Here is a 17,764-nt window from a genome sequence, read left to right as displayed (position 1 = left end):
GACCGTCGAAACTCGGTGCCGGCGTGGGGGTTTATTGGCTCTCGGCGACCAGTTTCGAGTCATGGAGACGGCCTCGGTGGACCACCACGGACGGGAGACAGCCTATCGATACCGCGACGCGGGAGGCGAGGGGCCGACGCTCCTCTGCGTTCACGGGAGCGGCGGCGCGCACGGTGTCTGGCGCGGACAGTTCCGCCTCGCGAGCGACTACCCGGTCGCCGCGCTCGACCTGAGCGGCCACGGCGACAGCGACGACGTGACGGCCGCCGACGGCTACGAGACGCTGTCGGCCTACGTCGACGACGTGGTCGCCGTGGCCGAGGAGACGGGCGCGAGCATCCTCGTCGGCAACTCGCTCGGCGGCGCGGTCGTCCTGACACTCGCGCTCGAACGCGACCTCGACCTCGACGCGCTGGTTCTCGCGGGCACGGGCGCGAAACTCGCCGTGCTCTCGGACCTGCTGAACTGGCTCGACGACGACTTCGACCGCGCCGTCTCCTTTCTCCACGGCGAGGACAAACTGTTCCACACCGACGACGAGCGACTCGTCGAGGGCTCCAAGGAAGCGATGTACGACGCCGGACAGGCCGTCACCCGCCGCGATTTCTTGTCGTGTCACACCTTCGACGTTCGCGACGAACTCGGGAATATTTCGGTTCCGACGCTCGCGCTCGTCGGCGAGTACGACCGCCTCACGCCGCTTTCGTACCACGAGTACCTCGCGGAGACGATGCCCGACTGCGAACTCGGAACCGTCGAGGACGCCGCGCATCTCGCGATGCTCGAACGGCCGGCGGCGTTCAACGAGGCCGTGAAAACGTTCCTCGACCGACGCGTCGCGTAAGTCGTCGAGACCGGGTGCGAGCGCGGATGTCGGAGACGAGCGCCCTCAGTACAGTTCGTCGAGGTCGTCTTCGACGTGGCTGTGTTCGTCGGCCGGGAACTCGCCGGCCTCGACGGCGTCCCTGTACGCGCCGACCGCCTTCTCCATCTCCGATTTCACGTCACCGAACTGGGCCGCGAAGGGCGGCGTGCGGTCGCTCATTCCGACCACGTCGTCGACGACGAGTACCTGCCCGTCGCAGTCGGGGCCCGCGCCGATGCCGATAGTCGGGATGTCGATGGCCTCTGTGACCTGTTTTGCGAGGTTCGCCGGGACGTGTTCGAGGACGAGCGAGAACGCGCCCGCGTCGGCGTGGCCCTTCGCGAGGTCGAGAATCTCCTGTGCGTCGTCGCGGTCCGTCCCCTGCCTGCCGTAGCCAACCTCCTTGACGCGCTGGGGGGTCAGACCGAGATGGGCCATCACGGGGATGCCGAGTCGGACGAGGTGTTCGGTCAACTCGACGGTGTGGGGGCCGCACTCCAGTTTGACCGCGTCGGCGTCCGCCTCCTTGAGCATCCGGCCGCAGTGTTCGACGCTCGACGCCTCGTCCACGCCGACAGAGAGAAACGGCATGTCGGCGACGACGAGAGCGTCGTCGGTCGCGCGCGCCACCGCGGCGGTTCTGCTCACCACGTCCTCGACGGTCACCGGGAGCGTCGAGTCGTAGCCGAGCGCCGTGTTGCCCATGCTGTCGCCGACGAGGATGATGTCGATACCCGCCTCGTCGACGACGCTCGCGGTCGGCGCGTCGTACGCCGTGAGCATCGTGATGGGCTCGCTACCAGCCTTCGCCCGAATGGACCGTACCGTGACCATGCGTGCCGTTCGCGCGTCCGGGTTATCAGCCTTATCAGCCAGCCCCCGAGCACCGCCGGAGGGTCGGCCGGCGCGCCCGGATTTCCCGACCCGCCCCCGAAGTAACACTTTACTCCGGGGAACGCGCCCGTGCGAACGACGCATGCCCGCTTTGTCCCCCTCCGGACGCCGTTCGGCCCGCGGCATCTCGCCGGTCGTCGGCGTCTCGCTCCTCGTCGTCATCGTCGTCCTCCTCGCCGCGATGGTCAGCGTGATGGTGATGGGGTTCGAAGACGTGCTCTCCGAGCCCCAACCGCAGGTGTCGTTCGACGTGGACTACCACCCGTCCGGGCCGGGCAACGGCGCGAACGGCGCGTACATCAACATCACCCACGAGTTCGGTAGCATCGAAGACGGCAGTCAGGTGTTCGTCGTCGACGACGCCAACAACCGAATCGCGTGGGAGGACGTGTGGACCGGCGGCGAGCGGGTCGGTCCCGCGGGCGAGTACGCCCACATCGACGGTGCCGGCACCGACAGCGCGCTGAAGCCCATCTGTGAGGCGGGACAGCGCTACCGGGTCGTCATCGAACACGAGGACGGGTCGTCGAGCGTCCTCGTCGACTACGAAGTTCCGACCGAGCCGACCGCCAAAAGCGCCGCCTGCTGAGCGACGACCCGCACCGGGCCGTCGGAGGCACGTCGCGAGCGCGAACCGGCACGCATTAGCCGCCGCCGTGATAGTGCCACACGTGCAACCAGTCGAGCGCTCGAATCCGGACGGCGTCGATTACGGGTGGGTCATGCAGATGACCTTCGTCACGACGATTCTCGTCGGGTCGCCCATCGTCGCGGTCCTCTCCGTCAACGCTGGCCTCCAGACGTGGGGCGCGCGCGCCGAGTTCGCGATTCGGGTCGGCGCAGTCATCTGGTTCGTGACCGCCGTCGCCCTGTTCATCTACGCCAAGCGGACCAACGCGGGCGACGGCGGGACGCCCCCCGAAGCGGAGTTAGACACCGACATCGACGCGGAGAACTGAGCCGAGTAGAGCCCCGTCCGAGGTCCGCGTCCGCGACCGCGGCGGCGCTCGCTCCCGGAAACTCTTTCACACGATACGGCGACGTTCTCGTATGATAGACGAGACCATCGAGGAGATTCGCGAGATGCAGACGCACAGCTCCTCGGTCGTCGCCGTCAAGGCCACGCGGGCGCTCGCGGAGCTGACCGAGCGCAACTACGCGACCGTCGAGGAGTTCGAACGCGACCTCGAACGCAACGTCGGCGCGCTCAAGCGGGCGAACCCGTCGCACGCGTCGTTGTACAACGCCCTGCAGGACGTGCTTCACAGCGTCCAAGGCGAGGTCGACGACCTCGACGAGGCGCGGGAACTCACTCTCGCTACCATCGACCGCGTGGTCGAGACCGTCGAGACGGGCAAGCGCCGCGCGGCCCAGGAGGCGGCCGCGACCATCGAGGACGGCCAGACGTTCCTCACCCACGACTACTCCTCGACGGTCATGGAGGCCGTCGAACTCGCCGTCGCCGACGGCGCGGAGCTCACCGCCTACGTGACGGAGGCCCGCCCGCGCTTCCTCGGCCGGAAGTTCGCGCGCGAACTCGCCGCCATCGACGAGGTCGAACCGCACCTGATGGTCGACGGCGCGTCGGGGATGTTCCTCCCGAAGTGCGACCGCGTCATCATCGGCATGGACTGCATCGTCGAGGAGACGCTCTACAACCGCATCGGGACGTTCCCGCTCGTCGCCGCCGCCAACGAGGTCGGCGTGCCGGTCACGGTCGTCGGCTCGAGCGCGAAGGTCGTCGACGGCGGCTTCCGCTTCGAAAACGAGATTCGCTCGCCCAGCGAGGTCATGCTCGAACCCGTCGAGGGCATCGAACTGGAGAACCCCGCCTACGACGCCACGCCGGTCGACCTCATCGACGAGGTCATCACCGACGAGGGCGTCATCGAGTTCTGAGCGGGCGGCGACCCGCCCGCGGTCCGTTCGGTTTTCGTCGCTTCGACGCTGTCAGCCGAGGCTAACCCACTCGCCGGTCTCGTCGGAGCGCTCGATGGCGTCGAGCACCTCTTGGACCTCGTAGGCGTCCTCGAACGAGGGGGAGAACTCGCCGCCCTCGGCGACCGCCGACAGGAACTCGTAGTTCTCGTGGACGAAGGTGTGTTCCCACCCGAGGACGTGGCCCGGCGGCCACCAGTGGTCGAGGTAGGGGTCGTCCTCGTCGGTGACGAGCACCGTCTCGTAGCCGCGGGCGTCGCCGGTTTTGACCTCCAGTTCGTTGAGGCGTTCGAGCGAGAACTGCAGGCTCCCCTCGGAGCCGTGAATCTCGATGGTGTGGTCGTTCTTGTGGCCGTCGGCGAAGCGAGAGGCCTCGAAGTTCCCGACCGCGCCGTTTTCGAACTCCGCCTGCGCGGTGTAGGCGTCGTCGACGGTCACGGGCTTGTACTCGTCCCCGCCGGGGACGGGCCGCTCGTCGACGAACGTCTGGAGGTGACCGGAGATGCGTTCGATGTCGCCCGCGGCGTCGCGGACGAGGAAGCGCGCGAGGTCGACCGTGTGCGCGCCGAGGTCGCCGAGCGCGCCGGAGCCGGCGAGTTCCGCGTCGTTCCGCCACGACCACGGCGCTTCGGGGTCGACGAGCCAGTCCTGCAGGTAGCGCCCGCGGACGTGTCGAATCTCGCCGAGTTCGCCGTCCTCGATGAGTCCCTTCGCGTACCGAATCGCGGGGACGAAGCGGTAGTTGAACGCACAGCCGGCGACGCCGTCGGCCGCGCGGGCGGCGTCGCGCATCGCCTCGGCCCGGTCGAGCGTCGGCGCGAGCGGCTTCTCGCAGAAGACGCTGGCACCGGCTTCGAGCGCGGCGATGGACGGTTCGGCGTGGAGGTGGTTCGGGCCGAGGTTGTAGAACACGTCCACGTCGTCGACCACGTCGCGCCAGTCGGTCGCGGTCGATTCGAAGCCGAAGCGGTCGGCGGCGTCGGCGAGCGCCTCCTCGTTGCGGCCGACGATGACGGAGCGCTCCACGTCGGGCGCGTCGGGGAAGAACATCGGCAAGCGGGCGAGCGCGTTCGAGTGCGCCTTGCCCATAAAGCGGTAGCCGAGAACACCGACGGAAAGTTTGTCAGTCATGGATTACTCCGCCCAGTAGGCTTCGCCGGGTTGCGTTTCGAAGACCGCGCGAGAGAGCACGTCGACGGCCTTTTCGAGCCCTTCCTTGGACGACGTGAGCGCGTCTTCGTGTTCGATGGAGAGCGCGCCCTCGTAGCCGACCATCCGGAGCGTCGAGACCACGTCCTTCCAGTGGCCCTCGTCGTGGCCGTAGCCGATAGAGCGGAACAGCCACGAGCGGTCGGCGGTGTCCGCGTAGGAGGTCGTGTCGAGGACGCCCTTGATGCGCGACTCGGACTCGTACACTTTCGTGTCCTTCGCGTGGAAGTGGTGGATGGCGTCCTCCTCGCCGAGGAACCGAATCGCGTCGGTGATGGAGATGTCCTGCCAGTAGAGGTGCGAGGGGTCGAAGTTCGCGCCGATGCGCTCGTTCGTCGCCTCGCGGAGTTTCAGCATGCCCGTCGGTTCGTAGACGAGCATGTTCGGGTGCATCTCGATGGCGATGTCGACGCCGTGGTCGTCGGCGAACGCGGCGAGCTCGGACCAGTAGTCGACGGCGACCTCCCACTGGTAGTCGTGGGCGTCGGCGTGCTCGGTCGGCCACGGCGCGGTAATCCAGTTCGGTACCTCGTCGTTCGGGCCGCCGGCGGGGAGTCCCGAGAAACAGGTGACGGTGTTCACGTCGAGGGCGTCCGCGAGTTCGATGGCCTCGCGGAGTTCGGTGTCGGCCTCGGCGGCCGTCTCCTCGACGGGGTGTAGCGGGTTGTTGTGCGTCGCGAGCGCGCTGATTTGCAGGTCTCGGCTCTCGACCGAATCGAGGAGGTCGGCCTGCGCGTCGTCGTCCGCGAGGACGGCGCTTCGGTCGACGTGGTCCTCGCCGGGCCAGCCGCCGACGGCGAGTTCGACGCCGTCGACGCCGATACCGGACAGATAGTCGAGCGCGTCGTCGAGGGGTTCGTCTCCGAGCGGGACGGTGAGTACTCCGATGTACATATCAACCATATATACTAGGAAGTGAATAAAAATTAAGGATACACGCAATGAGGGTGACTGCGGCCTCACGGCTCTCGAATCTGTGTCGAATGCGCCGATGTCGGTCGGTTACCGGCGGAGGAACTCCGAGAGCTTCTCTCTGAGGCCGGCTTCCTCGCCGAGTCTGAGGTAGAAGGCGGCCCCGCCGTCCTCGTAGTAGTTGTCGATGCGGCGGCGGACCTCGAAACCCATCCGCTCGTAGAAGTCGAGGGCGTTCGTGTTCGTCGTCCGGGCGTGACAGGTCACGACCGGGTGTTCCCTCGCGACCTCGGCGACGAGGCGCTTGCCGTAGCCCTCGCCGCGGGCGTCGGGCGAGACCGCGAGAAAGAGGATGTAGCCGTCGCGCCGGGTGGAGGCGAACGCGACGAGCGCGTCGTTCTCGTAGAGGAGATACGTGTTCGACCGGCGGTAGGCGTCCATGAAGAAGCCCCGTCGCTGTTTCAGGAGCCCCTCCTCGACCCGAATCCGCTCTTTCAGGTCCCACGCCTCCTCGGCGTACTCGCGCTGGCCGGGGGCGTCGACCCGCATCTCCACGTTGACGCTCACGTCCCGTCGTAGCCGGAGCGAGAATATAACTCCACCGTCCGTTTGCAGGTCCGACCGAAGTCGCCGTCGGTGAACCGGATAGCTCACCGACACGAACGGTGCGCGAACGCGGGGAGTCGAGACGCGCACCCGTCGCCGACCGAAAGGACGAGGGTCGGCGGCGTCCCTCCCTCGGATATGGGATTCACGCTCCGCGACCACACCGCCGACGTGGCCGTCGAGGCCGACGGCGAGAGCCTCGGTGCCGTCTTCGCCGCCGTCGCCGACGGACTCACCGCCGCGATGTGCGACGACCCCGCCGAGACGGGCGACCGCTTTTCGTTCGCCGTCCGCGCGGAGAGCCGCGAGGCGCTGTTGTTCGACTACCTCGACCAACTCATCTACGAGCGCGACGTGCGCGGCGTCCTCCCCGCGGCCCACGAGGCGACCGTCCGGCGGGAGGGCGACGAGTGGGTCGTCGAGGCGTCCGCGCGCGGCGTCCCCTTCGCCGACGTGGACGCCCGCGACGTGAAGGCCGTCACCTACTCCGAGATGCGACTGGCGGAAACCGACGCCGGCTGGGAGGCGTACGTCGTCTTCGACGTGTGAGTCGTCGTTACCGACGGTCGCGCGGCGCGCCGCGAACGCTCGCGGCGTGACGGAATCCTATTGAGTCGCCGCGTTGATTGTCCCGGTATGGAAACGCGCGAGTTCGGTGACATCGAACTGCGACGGGTTCGCGAGCACGTCTGGGAGATTCCGCAGGAGGGCGAGATGAACGCCCCCGCGCGGGTGCTGGCCTCCGAGGCGCTGCTCGACCACATCGGCGACGACAAGACGCTCGAACAGCTGCGGAACGCGACGCACCTGCCGGGTATCACCAAACACGCCATCTGCATGCCCGACGGCCACCAAGGCTACGGCTTCCCCGTCGGCGGCGTCGGCGCGACCGACACCACAGACGGCTGTATCTCGCCCGGCGCGGTCGGCTACGACATCAACTGCGGCGTCCGCATGATGACGACGAACCTCACCTACGAGGACCTCCAGGGCCACGAGGAGGAACTCGTCGACGCCCTGTTCGAGGCCGTCCCCTCGGGCCTCGGCGGCGGCGGCGTCGTCAAGGGCGACGCCGAGACTATCGAGGACATCCTCGCCCGCGGGATGCAGTGGGCGGTCGACGCCGGCTACGCCACGGACGACGACCTCGCCCACTGCGAGGACGAAGGCTTCCGCGACGACGCCCGCCCCGAGTTCGTCTCCCAGAAGGCGAAGGACCGCGGCCGCAACCAAATCGGCAGTCTCGGCTCCGGGAACCACTTCCTCGAAGTCCAGCGCGTCACGGACGTCTACCGCGAGGACGTGGCCGAGTCGTTCGGCCTCGAAGCCGACCAAATCGTCGTCCTCATCCACTGTGGCTCCCGCGGGCTCGGCCACCAGACCTGCACCGACTACCTCCGGCGCATCGAGAAGGAACACAAGGACCTGCTCGACGACTTGCCGGACAAGGAACTCGCGGCCGCGCCCGCCGGCTCCGAGCTCGCGGAGGAGTACTACGGCGCGATGTGCGCCGCCATCAACTTCGCGTGGGTGAACCGACAGCTCATCATGCACCGCACGCGCGAGGTGTTCGCCGACGTGTTCGACCGCGACTGGCGCGACATGGAGATGCGCCTGCTGTACGACGTGGCGCACAACATCGCCAAGAAGGAGGTTCACGAAGTTGGGGTCGACCCGGAGGGGCGACCTGTGCGAGACGGCGACGCCGTCGAGCGCGAGGAGCGCGAACTCTACGTCCACCGGAAGGGCGCGACGCGGGCGTTCCCCGCGGGGCGACCCGAACTGCCGCCCGCCTACGCCGACGTGGGCCAGCCGGTCATCATCCCCGGCAGCATGGGCGCGGGGAGCTACGTCCTCCGCGGCGGCGACCAGTCGCTCGACCTCACCTTCGGCTCGACGGCCCACGGCGCGGGCCGGCTCATGAGCCGAACCAAGGCGAAACAGGAATACTGGGGCGAGACAGTGCAGGACGAACTCCGCGAGCAGGAGAAGATATACGTGAAGGCCCAGTCGGGCGCGACGGTCGCCGAGGAGGCACCGGGCGTCTACAAGGACGTGGACGAGGTCGTCCGCGTCTCCGACGAGTTGGGCATCGGCGACAAGGTCGCGCGGACGTTCCCCGTCTGCAACATCAAGGGCTGAGTTCCCGACCGATTTTCGCGGCTCAGGCGACGGTCGTCCCGACCGCGCGGCGCTTGTAGAAATAGTACGCGAGCGCCGCGAGACCGACGAACACCGCGGTCACGCCATCGCCGACCGCGCCACCGGAGAGGAGCGCTGAGACGACGCTTCCGAGGCCGAGCGCGAGGACGAGCAGGCCGCCGCCGAGAATCCACGCCCGCGAGTCGCGGCTGGCTTCGTCGTACTGGCCGCGCTCGATGAGCGCCATCTCCTTTCTGTGTTCGAGGTAGACCACCGCGCCGGCGAACGCGAAGATGACGACGGCGAGGGCGACGAACGGGACGAAGAACAGCGCGTCGCTGAGGCCGAACATGGACTGAATGGGAACCATGGTGGATAGTCGACGCGTGAGCTATTGAATACGGAGGGACGCGCGTTCGCACGACGCGAAGACATCATCTCGGGGCGCTCGTGGTGCGCGAGTCGCGCCGAAAGTTCAGAACCCGCTGGGACCGTGCGGCCCCGCGTCCGGACCTCGCGGGCCCGACGGACCGGACGCCCCTCCCCCGCCGATGACGACGTAGTCGCTCTCGGGAACCGCCTCGACCTCGCGGCCGTCCTCGTATCTGACGAACGAGAGGTAGAACTCGCGGCCGCACGGTGACGCCAGCGAGGGGTTCTCCACGTCGTCAGCGTCGACCACGTCCCCGGTCCACGACAGGGCGGGCGTGTCGCTCTCGCCGCAGGAGAACCGGACGCCCTCGGCGTCTTCGAAGTCGTCGGTCGGTTCGGCGTACGACCAGCCTTCGAGCGGGTACGGCGTCACCGACTTGTCGGCCAGATAGCCGTCGCGTTCGAGTTCGACGACCGCGCCGCAGTGCGGACAGTAGTACGAAACGGGGAATCCCATGGGTGAGCGTAGGACTCGGCGGGCTTAACGCCCGCGCCGGTGCGGAGATTTATCACGCATTCCGCGGCCAGCGCCCCCGTGCGTTGAGCATCGGCGCCGGGCGAGACGCGGGAGCGCGGCACGCCGCCCGGCGGAGCGGACGTGCCGCCTGTTCGCCCTTCATCTTCGAGTTCCGGTTCGTTTGAGCCTCGTCTCAGACGCCCGACGGGCTGCCGTCGACGTATCTGAAGGCGACGCCGGCGCGGTCGGCGGTCACCTCGTCGCGGGTGGAATCACCGACGAACACGGCTGAGTCGGGCTCGACCGCCATGCGTTCGAGCGTCGTGAGCAACGGCTCCGGGTCGGGCTTCTGCGTCGCCACGGTGTCGCGGCCGACGACGGCGTCGACGTGGTCCGAAAGGTCGTGCACGTCGAGCGCGACCCGGCAGGCGTCCTCGGCGTTGAGCGAGCAGACGCCGGAGGGGACGCCGTCCTCGGCGAGGTGGTCCGCGAGCGGGAGGCGGTCGGATACCCACGCCCCCTCCCGCTCGTGCGCCGCGATTTCCTGCTCCAGTTCGTCGCGGACGCCCGCCTCGTCGGCCGCGTCGAGCATCTTCCAGAGATCCAGCGAGTCGGCGTCGACGCCGGCGTCCCGCAGGACGGCCGCGGCGTCGCTGGCGGCGTCGTCCCAGTCGACGCGGAGTCGGACGATTGTCCCATCGAGGTCGTAAACGACGGCGTCGAACGCCGAGAGGTCGGGGAGCGTCATTGCCCGCAGTAGGGTACCCTGGGGAAAAGACGCTTCGGGAGAAGGCCTATACGGAACACCGGCATCGCCTTCGGTATGGCATTCCCGCTCCGCGAACGCCTCGCCCCGGTCCTCCCGTCGCTCGTCGTCGCGGCCGGCGTCTTCCTCCCGTGGATACAGGTCGACCCTGCCCACGAGGGACCGGTTATCTCAATCTACTACGGCGGCATGGGAAGCGGGCTGGAACTCGTCCACGGCATCGTCCTCCTCCCGACAGTCGTTCTGCTCTCCGTGGCCGCGCTCGCCGGACGGCGCTCCCGCCGCGCGGAACTCGTCGTCGGCGTCGTCGGGACTGTCGCAGTCCTGCGGTTCATCCAGTTGTGGGACGAGACGTTCGTCTCGGCAGCCGGCGCGTGGGTAACGCTCGTCGGATGTCTGCTTCTCGCGGGTGTCGCCGCCGTCGACGTGGTCCGCGAGCGAGGACTCCCGACGCTCGCCCGGAGTCCGTGAGCGACTCGACTGGCTGAAAAAGCGGCCTGCTCGCCCGTTCAGTCGAGGAGCGACCGCGCGATAATCTCTTTTTGAATCTCGCTGGTCCCCTCGTAGATGGTCGTAATCTTCGAGTCGCGGTAGTAGCGTTCCACGTCGAAATCGGTGGTGTAGCCGTAGCCGCCGTGGACCTGCACGGCCTCGTTCGTCACGTCGACCGCGGCCTCGCTGGCGAAGTATTTCGCGATGGACGCCGCGGTCCGCGGGTCGTCGCCGGCGTCAGCGACGCGGGCGGCCTCGCGCACGAGCATCCGTGAGGCGTGGACCTGCGTGCCCATGTCGGCGATTTTGTGGCGAACCGCCTGAATCTTCGAGATGGGCTTGTCGAACTGCTCGCGCTCGTTCGCGTAGTCGATAGCGTCGTCGAGCGCGGCCTGCGCGAGTCCCACGGCCTGCGAGGCGATGCCGATTCGGCCGCCGGTCAGGATGCGGAAGGCGGCGGAGAGGCCCTTCCCCTCCTCAGTGAGTCGGTTTTCCGCAGGAATGCGAACGTCGTCGAAGAGGAGGGCCGTCGTGTCGGACGCGCGGAGACCGAGTTTCTCCTCTTTCTTGCCGACCTCGTAGCCGGCCTCCTTCGGAACGAGGAACTGCGTGACCGACGAGGGGTCGTCGGGGTCGGTCTTTGCGAAGAGGATGCAGACGCCGCCGCGCTGGCCGTTCGTTATCCACTGCTTTTTCCCGTTGATGACGTACTCGTCGCCCTCTCGTCGGGCGACCGTCGACATCTCCGCGGGGTTCGACCCGGCGTCCGGCTCGGAGAGGCCGAACATGCCGACCGGCCGGCCGCGGGCCATCTCGGGGAGCCACGTCTCTTTCTGCTCCTCGGTAGCGAACTCGGCGATGCACTCGGTGGCGAGACAGTGCACCGAGAGCGCGGTGGCGACGGCGAGTTGGCCGTAGGCGACCTCCTCGTTGACGATGGCGTAGGTGGCGCGGTCGGCACCGAACCCGCCGTACTCCTCGGGGACGGTCAGGCCGGTCAGGTCAAGTTCGGCGAGACCGTCCCACACGTCCTCGGGGAACGTCTCCGTCTCGTCGGCCTCGCGGGCGGTCGGGCGAATCTCCTCGACGGCGAACTCGTGGACCACGTCGCGGATGGCCCGTTGCTCGTCGGTCAGACCCGTGGCAGACCCTACGGTTTCCATGGTGATGAGTACGGACCATCATTGAAAAAGATGATTGAACCGCCGGTCGTCCGTCGGGCGTCAGCACGCCACAGTCTCGGTCGCTCCGCGGGGCTTCGCTCAGTCGCGTAAGTACGCCAGCACTTCGTCCGCCGGCGCGCCGAGGCCGCCGCCCTGCGCGAAGGTCGGCCCGCCGCCACCGCCGCCGCCGAACTCGTCTGTCACCTCGGCGACGACATCCCCGGCGGCCGCGTCACCGGCGCTGGCGACGACGACGAACGGTGCATCGGACTCGCCGACGGCGACGAGCACGTCCGCGCCGTCGCGGGCCTCCTTGGCCGCATCGCCGACCTCGTTCGCATCGAAGCCGGAGACTGCGCCGACTTTCCACGTCAACCCGTCGCGTTCGACCGTCTCGAAGTCCGCGAGTCGGGAGCGCAGTACCTCGGACTTCAGGTCGGCGAGTTCGAACTCCAGTTCTTCGCGCGCGGCCGCGACGGTGGCGGCCGACTCTCCGAGGCCGTCGAGGTTCGTCCCGAGCGCTCGGGCGGCCTCGTAGGTGGACGTTCGAACCGCGGCGCGGCGGTCGATAGCCGAGGGGCCGACCGCGAACTCGACGCGGGTGAGTCCCTCGCCGGGGTTCGACCGGCCGAGCACCTCGACCGGCCCGATTTCGACGGTGTTCGAGACGTGCGTCCCGCCGCAGGCCGCCCAGTCCCAGTCGTCGATGGAGACGACTCGGACCTCGTCGGCGTCGGCGAAGACGCCCTCCTCGGTCTTGACGTTGAACGCGATTTCCTCGCGCTCGCGGGCCTCCGAGACGGGAATCTCCTCCCACGACACCTCGCGGCTGTCCCACACCGCTCGATTGACGAGGCGCTCCAGTTCGACGAGCGCGTCGTCGTCGACCTCGGTCGAGGTCTCGAAGTCGACGCGGACCTTCTCCGCGGAGATGTCGAAGCCGCCGTAGCCGAGGTCGTCGAAGATGCGGCGACCCGCGCCGTAGAGAACGTGACTGGCGGTGTGCGCCCGCATGCAGTACGTCCGGAAGTCGTCGTCGACGACGCCCGTCACCTCGTCGCCGACGCCGAAATCAGGGTCGGCCGCGAGGTCGTGGACGACCGCGCCGTCGGCGTCCGTGCGGACGTGTTCGACGTCGACGCCGCCGAGAACGCCCCGGTCCGCGGGCTGACCGCCGCCTTCGGGGTAGAAGTACGTCTCGTCGAGGACGACCGACCGACCGTCGACGCGCGTCACCGTCGCGTCGAACGCCCGGACTGTCGGGGACTCGGGTGCGAGTGAGTCGGACATATGCGCGTCGAGACGCCCGACCGAGAAAAATCGTGCTACTCGTCGACGAGGGTCACGTCGAGGCGCTCTTCGAGGGCGCGGATGGCCGAGCCGCCGACGTTCGCCCGGGTGGCGCGGCCCTGTTCGATAGCGAGTAGTTGCTTCTCGTCGAGGTCGAGTTCGTCGGCGAGGTCGGCGAGTTGGAGGCCGGCGTCCTGCCGGGCGGACTCGACGACACCGCCGTAGCCGGAGACGAGGTAGGGGAGCCGGTCTTTCTCGTAGTTCGTCCCCTTTTCCTCCCAGTGCTTGGAGTCGCCCTTCGCGCTATCGTACATCTTGGCGGTGCGCTGGGCGGCGCGTTTCTTGCGGTTCCGCTCGGAGCCGTCGCGCGAGGAGTCGGTCGACTCGCTCTTTCGGTCCGCGTGGCGGTTCTCGCCGTGCGGCGCGCAGTCCGGGCAGACGAGCAGGTCCGCGCCGGCCACGTTCGCGCGCCGGAGCTTCGCGGTGCTGCGCCCGCAGAGTTCGCAACTGTCGCCGTCGCCGCCACCACCGCCCCGGTTGGTCGAGTACTTGGCCATGCCGCGTGTTACTCGTTCGACCCTTTTAAACTCGCGGCACGTGGCGACCGCCGGCGTCGGAAGTCGAGGGCGGCACGGCCGCTGTCCGGTGAATAGCGAGAAACCCAGAGAGGAGTCCCTCTCCGGAGAGTGAGTCAGAGAAACCCAGAGAGAAATATCTCAGGGGTGTAGTTTTGTGGAAGGATTGTGCGTGGGTGATGTCCGTGTAGGGACGTCACCTGCATCATTCGGCGGCTACGCCGCCTCATTGCGGACTGTGAGTCCGCACATGCGATGCGTGGGACCGGATTTGAACCGGCGGACCTCTACAGGACAGCGCCCTCAACGCTGCGCCGTTGGCCTGGCTTGGCTACCCACGCTCGCTGTGTCTTGCTGCACTCTCGTTTACCCCGCGGTAATTTAAATGACTTTCCTTTCGACTCGGCAATGTCGGGCGTTTGCAGGCGCCGTGCCGCGGGCGGGCGACCGAACGATTTTGGCCTCGCAGCACCCGGATACGCCTATGGAGTTCCGAGCACGCGACCACGTCCGCGGACTGACTGCGATTCTCTCGGTGCTGTCGCTCGCGCTCGTCTTCGGCGCGGCGCTCGGCGCGATTCCCCGCGCCGCGATTCCGACTGTTCCCGAGGCCGTGCTGAACGCGATTCCGCACGTGAACGCGGTCATCAGCACTGTCGCCATCGTCACCATCCTCGCCGGCGTCCGGTTCGTCCGCCGCGGCGAAATCGAGCGCCACCGGCGCATGATGCTCACGTCGTTCCTCCTCTTTGCGACGTTCCTCGTCCTCTATCTCTACAAGGTCGTCGTCCAGGGGACCGCCGAGTTCCCCGGCCCCGACGCAGTCTACCAGTTCGTCTACCTCCCGACGCTGGCGATTCACATCCTCCTCGCAGTCGTCTGTGTCCCCGTCGTCTACTACGCGTTGCTGTTGGCGCTGACGCGACCGATAACCGAGGTCTTCGGCACCGAACACGCCCGGTTCGGCCGCGTCGCCGCGTCGCTGTGGCTCGTCTCGTTCGTCCTCGGAAACGTCGTCTACGTCCTCCTCTACGTCGTCTACTGAGACAAGTGTGGCGAGCGCCGTCGCTCGGGCGTTCAAAGGGAGTACCCGCCCGACGCCCGCGGCGGGGCGCGCGGCCCGAGGGCCACTGATTCGGACGGGTGGTAGTACGTGGTGCGACCGGTAGGTCACAGAGACGGGGCGTGCGGGCCCTCCCGCGGCGTTCCACCGCCCCGTCGATTCGCACTCCGTACTCCGCTCGCAACCCGGTCCTCGGCGAGTCGGAGTACGGTTCGAACCACGGGCGCGAGAGAAAAGAAAGGCGGCGTTGACTATGCTATCGAGGCTCTCGGTGACTGTCAGACGGAGCGATAGGTCGGGGGAACGAGACGGGTGAGACTCAGTCGCTCAGCGGCGCTTCGGCACCGACGACGGGGCGACTCACGTCGCGGTCGGTCGCCTCGCCGTCGATATCGTAGGGATACTCGCCGGTGACACAACCGAGACAGAGGTCGGCGCGGGACTTTTCGAGCACCTCAGCGACGGCGTCGATAGAGAGGTAACCGAGGCTGTCGGCGTCGATGGTGTCGCGGACCTCCTCGACGGACTTGTCCGAGGCGATGAGTTCCTCGCGGGTGGCCATGTTGATACCCATGTAGCAGGGCGCGACGATGGGCGGCGCGCCGATGCGCATGTGGACCTCGGTCGCGCCGGCGTCGTACAGCAGTTGGACGAGCTGATTCGAGGTCGTCCCGCGGACGATGCTGTCGTCGATGAGCGTCACGGACTTGCCCTCGACGGTGCTCTTGATGGGGTTGAGCTTCAGGCGGACAGCGCGCTCGCGCTCGTCTTGGGTCGGCATGATGAACGTCCGGCCGACGTAGCGGTTCTTCATCAGCCCCTCGGCGAACTCGACGGTCGCGTCGTCCTCTTGGGCGGCCTCCGCGTAGCCGGAGGCGAACGCGCGGCCCGAGTCGGGGACGGGCATGACCACGTCGGTGTCGACGCCGTTTTCGTCCCAGAGCTTCCGGCCGAGCCCGCGGCGGACCTCGTAGACGAGCGTGTCGTTCATCACGGAGTCCGGGCGGGCGAAGTAGATGTGTTCGAAAAAGCAGTGGGCCGTGTTGTCGCGTTCGACCAGTTGATACGAGTCGAAGCCGCTTCCGTCGGGGTCGAGGACGACGAGTTCGCCCGGTTTCACGTCGCGGACGAGTTCGCCGTCGAGCGTGTCGATGGCGGCCGACTCGGAGGCGAGCACGTAGCCGTCGTCGAGTTTCCCGATACAGAGCGGTCGATTTCCTTCGGGGTCGCGCACGCCGAGGACCGTCTCGTCGTGCATGATGGTGAGCGCGTACGAGCCGTGGATACGCTCCATGGTCCGCTTGACGGCGCGGACGAGGTCCTCTTCGAGGAGATTGCGCGCGAGGTCGTGGGCGATGACCTCGGTGTCGCCCGTGGAGGTGAACGCGTGGCCGAAGTTCTCCAGTTCGTCGCGGAGTTCGTCGGCGTTGACGAGGTTGCCGTTGTGCGCGAGGCCGAGCGACCCCGACTTGAACGAGACGGCGAACGGCTGGGCGCACGACTTCGACACGTCGCCGGCGGTGGGGTAGCGGACGTGACCGATGCCCGCCTCGCCCTTCAGGCCGTCGAGGTCGTCGGCACCGAACGCGTCGCCGACGAGACCCATCTGGACGTGACTGTGCTGTTGGAACCCGTCGTGGGTGACGATGCCTGCGGACTCTTGGCCCCGGTGCTGGAGGGCGTATAGCGAGTAGTACAGGGGCCGTGCGGCGTCTCGACCGCCGAGTGCGACGCCGACGACACCGCACTTCTCGGTCGGTCCGCTGATGTGGTGGTGGGAGTCGTCCCGCCCAGTTACCATGGAAGATGGTAGAGAGTCGAGGGGGTAAAAAACCCGTCCTTATGCAGTAACGGCGGGTTCCGAAACCGGGAAATATACACATTAGTGCATAAGTCGGCGAGCGTCGGCGACTGCGAGGCGGCGTGCGACCCACACGAGACGGGAGACGTGACATGGGAATAGACCCACCCGTGACCGCGACTCGTCGCCCGCGAGGACAGCGACGGCTCAACGGGTAGTAGTGATGAAACTGGTGACAAAATCTGAACGCGAGTCGAAGGTGCAGAGAAGATGCCGTACTCGGTGCTAGCGAGTGTCACTGTCGGGAAAACAAACCGGGAGTCAGGAACGCGGATTCGTTCTCGCCGCAGACGGCGAGAGAGAAGACAGAGACGGTCTGAGACCGTCGAGAGTCGTTAGTTGTCGCCGGACTTCGACTGCCAGGCGTAGCTCCGACGCTTCTTCGACTTACCGAAGCCGCAAGACGAGCAGACCTTCTTCTTCACGTGGTAGGACTTCTCGCCGCAGCGACGGCACTTGACGTGCGTCGTCTTGTTCTTCTTTCCTTGGCTGGGGGTTCCTGCACCCGTCATGCTTTGATGGTGACGACGTTATCGCCGCGTATAATGGTTGTGTCTTGGACTTGCTCGAGTTCGATATCCCCGGGCACAGTGTCTTCGTCCAGCGCTTCTTCGAGTACGACGTTCATGTGCTGGTCGTAACCAGCGAGGACGCCGAAGTACGCGTTTCCGTCCTTGAGGAGAACCGTCACCGGCTCGTCGAGTGACGCTTCGAGGACATCGAGGGGTCGGCCGCTCATGCATCAAATCCGTCTCGTAGTTATCTTAAATGTGCCGGACCGACAGTGCGAGATGGCCGTCGAATCCGATCGTCCGGGTCGAAATCGTCGTCGAGCGAGGGAATCTTCGTCTCACGTGAGACGTTCTCTCACGAGCCCGGGCGTGCGGGCGCGGTGAACCCACGTAGTTTTTAGTACCCCCGTGAGTAGAACTCAGTACCAGAAACCCGCGGGTAAGTGCGGGCGCGCCCAAATCGACCGGTTCGGGCCGTCTCGTACGCGGGGTCATTCGACCGACGAGCTGCAAGACGCCGGGGCCGGTGGCCCCCAGACACCCGTCTTTCCGTGAGCACCTTCGCCACATCGTGGCTTTCGATGCTC

Annotated in this window: 21 protein-coding genes and 1 tRNA gene; 8 read left to right on the top strand and 14 right to left on the bottom strand. The window is 67.2% G+C overall.

Annotation, left to right across the window (positions count from 1 at the left end):
• The first annotated feature begins 61 nt into the window (after positions 1-61).
• Entirely contained in the window at positions 62-844 is a 783-nt protein-coding gene (locus AM590_RS16095; protein ID WP_058828342.1) for an alpha/beta fold hydrolase, read from the top strand.
• A gap of 45 nt (positions 845-889) precedes the next feature.
• On the opposite strand, the gene panB is transcribed toward AM590_RS16095, so the two are convergent.
• Positions 890-1,699 carry a 3-methyl-2-oxobutanoate hydroxymethyltransferase gene (panB, locus tag AM590_RS16090; protein ID WP_058828341.1) on the bottom strand — a complete coding sequence of 270 codons (810 nt, stop codon included), beginning with the start codon at positions 1,697-1,699 and terminating at the stop codon, positions 890-892.
• A 142-nt stretch (positions 1,700-1,841) separates the two neighbouring features.
• Between panB and AM590_RS16085 the strand changes: the two genes are divergently transcribed.
• From AM590_RS16085 to AM590_RS16075, 3 genes are all read left to right on the top strand, one after another.
• Positions 1,842-2,348, top strand: a complete 507-nt coding sequence (locus AM590_RS16085) for a type IV pilin (protein WP_058828340.1) — start codon at positions 1,842-1,844, stop codon at positions 2,346-2,348.
• A 133-nt stretch (positions 2,349-2,481) separates the two neighbouring features.
• Positions 2,482-2,718 carry a DUF5822 domain-containing protein gene (locus tag AM590_RS16080; RefSeq protein WP_058828390.1) on the top strand — a complete coding sequence of 79 codons (237 nt, stop codon included), beginning with the start codon at positions 2,482-2,484 and terminating at the stop codon, positions 2,716-2,718.
• A gap of 91 nt (positions 2,719-2,809) precedes the next feature.
• Positions 2,810-3,658, top strand: a complete 849-nt coding sequence (locus AM590_RS16075; RefSeq protein WP_058828339.1) for a translation initiation factor eIF-2B — start codon at positions 2,810-2,812, stop codon at positions 3,656-3,658.
• A gap of 51 nt (positions 3,659-3,709) precedes the next feature.
• On the opposite strand, the gene AM590_RS16070 is transcribed toward AM590_RS16075, so the two are convergent.
• The 3 genes from AM590_RS16070 to AM590_RS16060 all read right to left on the bottom strand — a co-directional run bounded on the left by AM590_RS16070 (position 3,710) and on the right by AM590_RS16060 (position 6,385).
• Positions 3,710-4,828: a Gfo/Idh/MocA family protein gene (locus AM590_RS16070; protein WP_058828338.1), complete on the bottom strand. Its 1,119-nt coding sequence runs from the start codon at positions 4,826-4,828 to the stop codon at positions 3,710-3,712.
• A 3-nt stretch (positions 4,829-4,831) separates the two neighbouring features.
• Positions 4,832-5,800 carry a sugar phosphate isomerase/epimerase gene (locus tag AM590_RS16065; RefSeq protein ID WP_058828337.1) on the bottom strand — a complete coding sequence of 323 codons (969 nt, stop codon included), beginning with the start codon at positions 5,798-5,800 and terminating at the stop codon, positions 4,832-4,834.
• A gap of 108 nt (positions 5,801-5,908) precedes the next feature.
• Positions 5,909-6,385: an N-acetyltransferase gene (locus AM590_RS16060; RefSeq protein ID WP_004969418.1), complete on the bottom strand. Its 477-nt coding sequence runs from the start codon at positions 6,383-6,385 to the stop codon at positions 5,909-5,911.
• Between the two features lie 177 nt (positions 6,386-6,562).
• Between AM590_RS16060 and AM590_RS16055 the strand changes: the two genes are divergently transcribed.
• Both AM590_RS16055 and AM590_RS16050 read left to right on the top strand, forming a co-directional pair.
• The gene (locus AM590_RS16055) at positions 6,563-6,973 is read left to right on the top strand and encodes an archease (protein WP_058828336.1); all 411 of its coding nucleotides are present in this window, start codon (positions 6,563-6,565) and stop codon (positions 6,971-6,973) included.
• An 87-nt stretch (positions 6,974-7,060) separates the two neighbouring features.
• Positions 7,061-8,566 carry an RtcB family protein gene (locus AM590_RS16050; protein ID WP_058828335.1) on the top strand — a complete coding sequence of 502 codons (1,506 nt, stop codon included), beginning with the start codon at positions 7,061-7,063 and terminating at the stop codon, positions 8,564-8,566.
• Positions 8,567-8,588: 22 nt separating this feature from the next.
• Here AM590_RS16050 and AM590_RS16045 read toward each other — a convergent pair whose 3' ends face one another.
• The 3 genes from AM590_RS16045 to AM590_RS16035 form a co-directional block, all read right to left on the bottom strand.
• On the bottom strand, positions 8,589-8,936 hold the full coding sequence (locus AM590_RS16045; protein WP_058828334.1) for a DUF6249 domain-containing protein: 348 nt from the start codon (positions 8,934-8,936) through the stop codon (positions 8,589-8,591).
• Positions 8,937-9,041: 105 nt separating this feature from the next.
• On the bottom strand, positions 9,042-9,455 hold the full coding sequence (locus tag AM590_RS16040; RefSeq protein ID WP_058828333.1) for a hypothetical protein: 414 nt from the start codon (positions 9,453-9,455) through the stop codon (positions 9,042-9,044).
• A gap of 193 nt (positions 9,456-9,648) precedes the next feature.
• Entirely contained in the window at positions 9,649-10,203 is a 555-nt protein-coding gene (locus AM590_RS16035) for an HAD family hydrolase (RefSeq protein ID WP_058828332.1), read from the bottom strand.
• A 75-nt stretch (positions 10,204-10,278) separates the two neighbouring features.
• Between AM590_RS16035 and AM590_RS16030 the strand changes: the two genes are divergently transcribed.
• Positions 10,279-10,692: a hypothetical protein gene (locus tag AM590_RS16030; protein WP_058828331.1), complete on the top strand. Its 414-nt coding sequence runs from the start codon at positions 10,279-10,281 to the stop codon at positions 10,690-10,692.
• A 38-nt stretch (positions 10,693-10,730) separates the two neighbouring features.
• Here the strand turns inward: AM590_RS16030 and AM590_RS16025 are convergent, their stop codons facing one another.
• The 4 genes from AM590_RS16025 to AM590_RS16010 form a co-directional block, all read right to left on the bottom strand.
• Positions 10,731-11,876 (bottom strand): acyl-CoA dehydrogenase family protein, encoded by a 1,146-nt coding sequence (locus AM590_RS16025; RefSeq protein ID WP_058828330.1) that lies wholly within the window; start codon positions 11,874-11,876, stop codon positions 10,731-10,733.
• A gap of 99 nt (positions 11,877-11,975) precedes the next feature.
• On the bottom strand, positions 11,976-13,166 hold the full coding sequence (locus AM590_RS16020) for an alanine--tRNA ligase-related protein (RefSeq protein WP_058828329.1): 1,191 nt from the start codon (positions 13,164-13,166) through the stop codon (positions 11,976-11,978).
• Between the two features lie 35 nt (positions 13,167-13,201).
• On the bottom strand, positions 13,202-13,723 hold the full coding sequence (locus AM590_RS16015; protein ID WP_058828328.1) for a multiprotein-bridging factor 1 family protein: 522 nt from the start codon (positions 13,721-13,723) through the stop codon (positions 13,202-13,204).
• A gap of 274 nt (positions 13,724-13,997) precedes the next feature.
• A tRNA-Leu gene (locus AM590_RS16010) sits at positions 13,998-14,082 on the bottom strand.
• A gap of 143 nt (positions 14,083-14,225) precedes the next feature.
• Between AM590_RS16010 and AM590_RS16005 the strand changes: the two genes are divergently transcribed.
• A complete protein-coding gene (locus AM590_RS16005) occupies positions 14,226-14,786 on the top strand; it encodes a DUF420 domain-containing protein (protein ID WP_058828327.1) in 561 nt (186 codons plus the stop codon).
• A 337-nt stretch (positions 14,787-15,123) separates the two neighbouring features.
• On the opposite strand, the gene purF is transcribed toward AM590_RS16005, so the two are convergent.
• From purF to AM590_RS15990, 3 genes are all read right to left on the bottom strand, one after another.
• Positions 15,124-16,605 (bottom strand): amidophosphoribosyltransferase, encoded by a 1,482-nt coding sequence (gene purF, locus AM590_RS16000; RefSeq protein WP_058828326.1) that lies wholly within the window; start codon positions 16,603-16,605, stop codon positions 15,124-15,126.
• 395 nt (positions 16,606-17,000) lie between these two features.
• Positions 17,001-17,177 (bottom strand): 50S ribosomal protein L37e, encoded by a 177-nt coding sequence (locus tag AM590_RS15995; protein ID WP_004042936.1) that lies wholly within the window; start codon positions 17,175-17,177, stop codon positions 17,001-17,003.
• Positions 17,174-17,404: an LSM domain-containing protein gene (locus AM590_RS15990; protein ID WP_004042938.1), complete on the bottom strand. Its 231-nt coding sequence runs from the start codon at positions 17,402-17,404 to the stop codon at positions 17,174-17,176. Before AM590_RS15990 ends, AM590_RS15995 begins: the two co-directional genes overlap by 4 nt.
• Between the last annotated feature and the right edge of the window lie 360 nt (positions 17,405-17,764).

The sequence above is a fragment of the Haloferax sp. Q22 genome (genome assembly GCF_001482285.1).
Lineage (GTDB): Archaea > Halobacteriota > Halobacteria > Halobacteriales > Haloferacaceae > Haloferax.
Note: the sequence above shows the minus strand (reverse complement) of the source record. Positions and strands in the feature narration are given on the sequence as shown.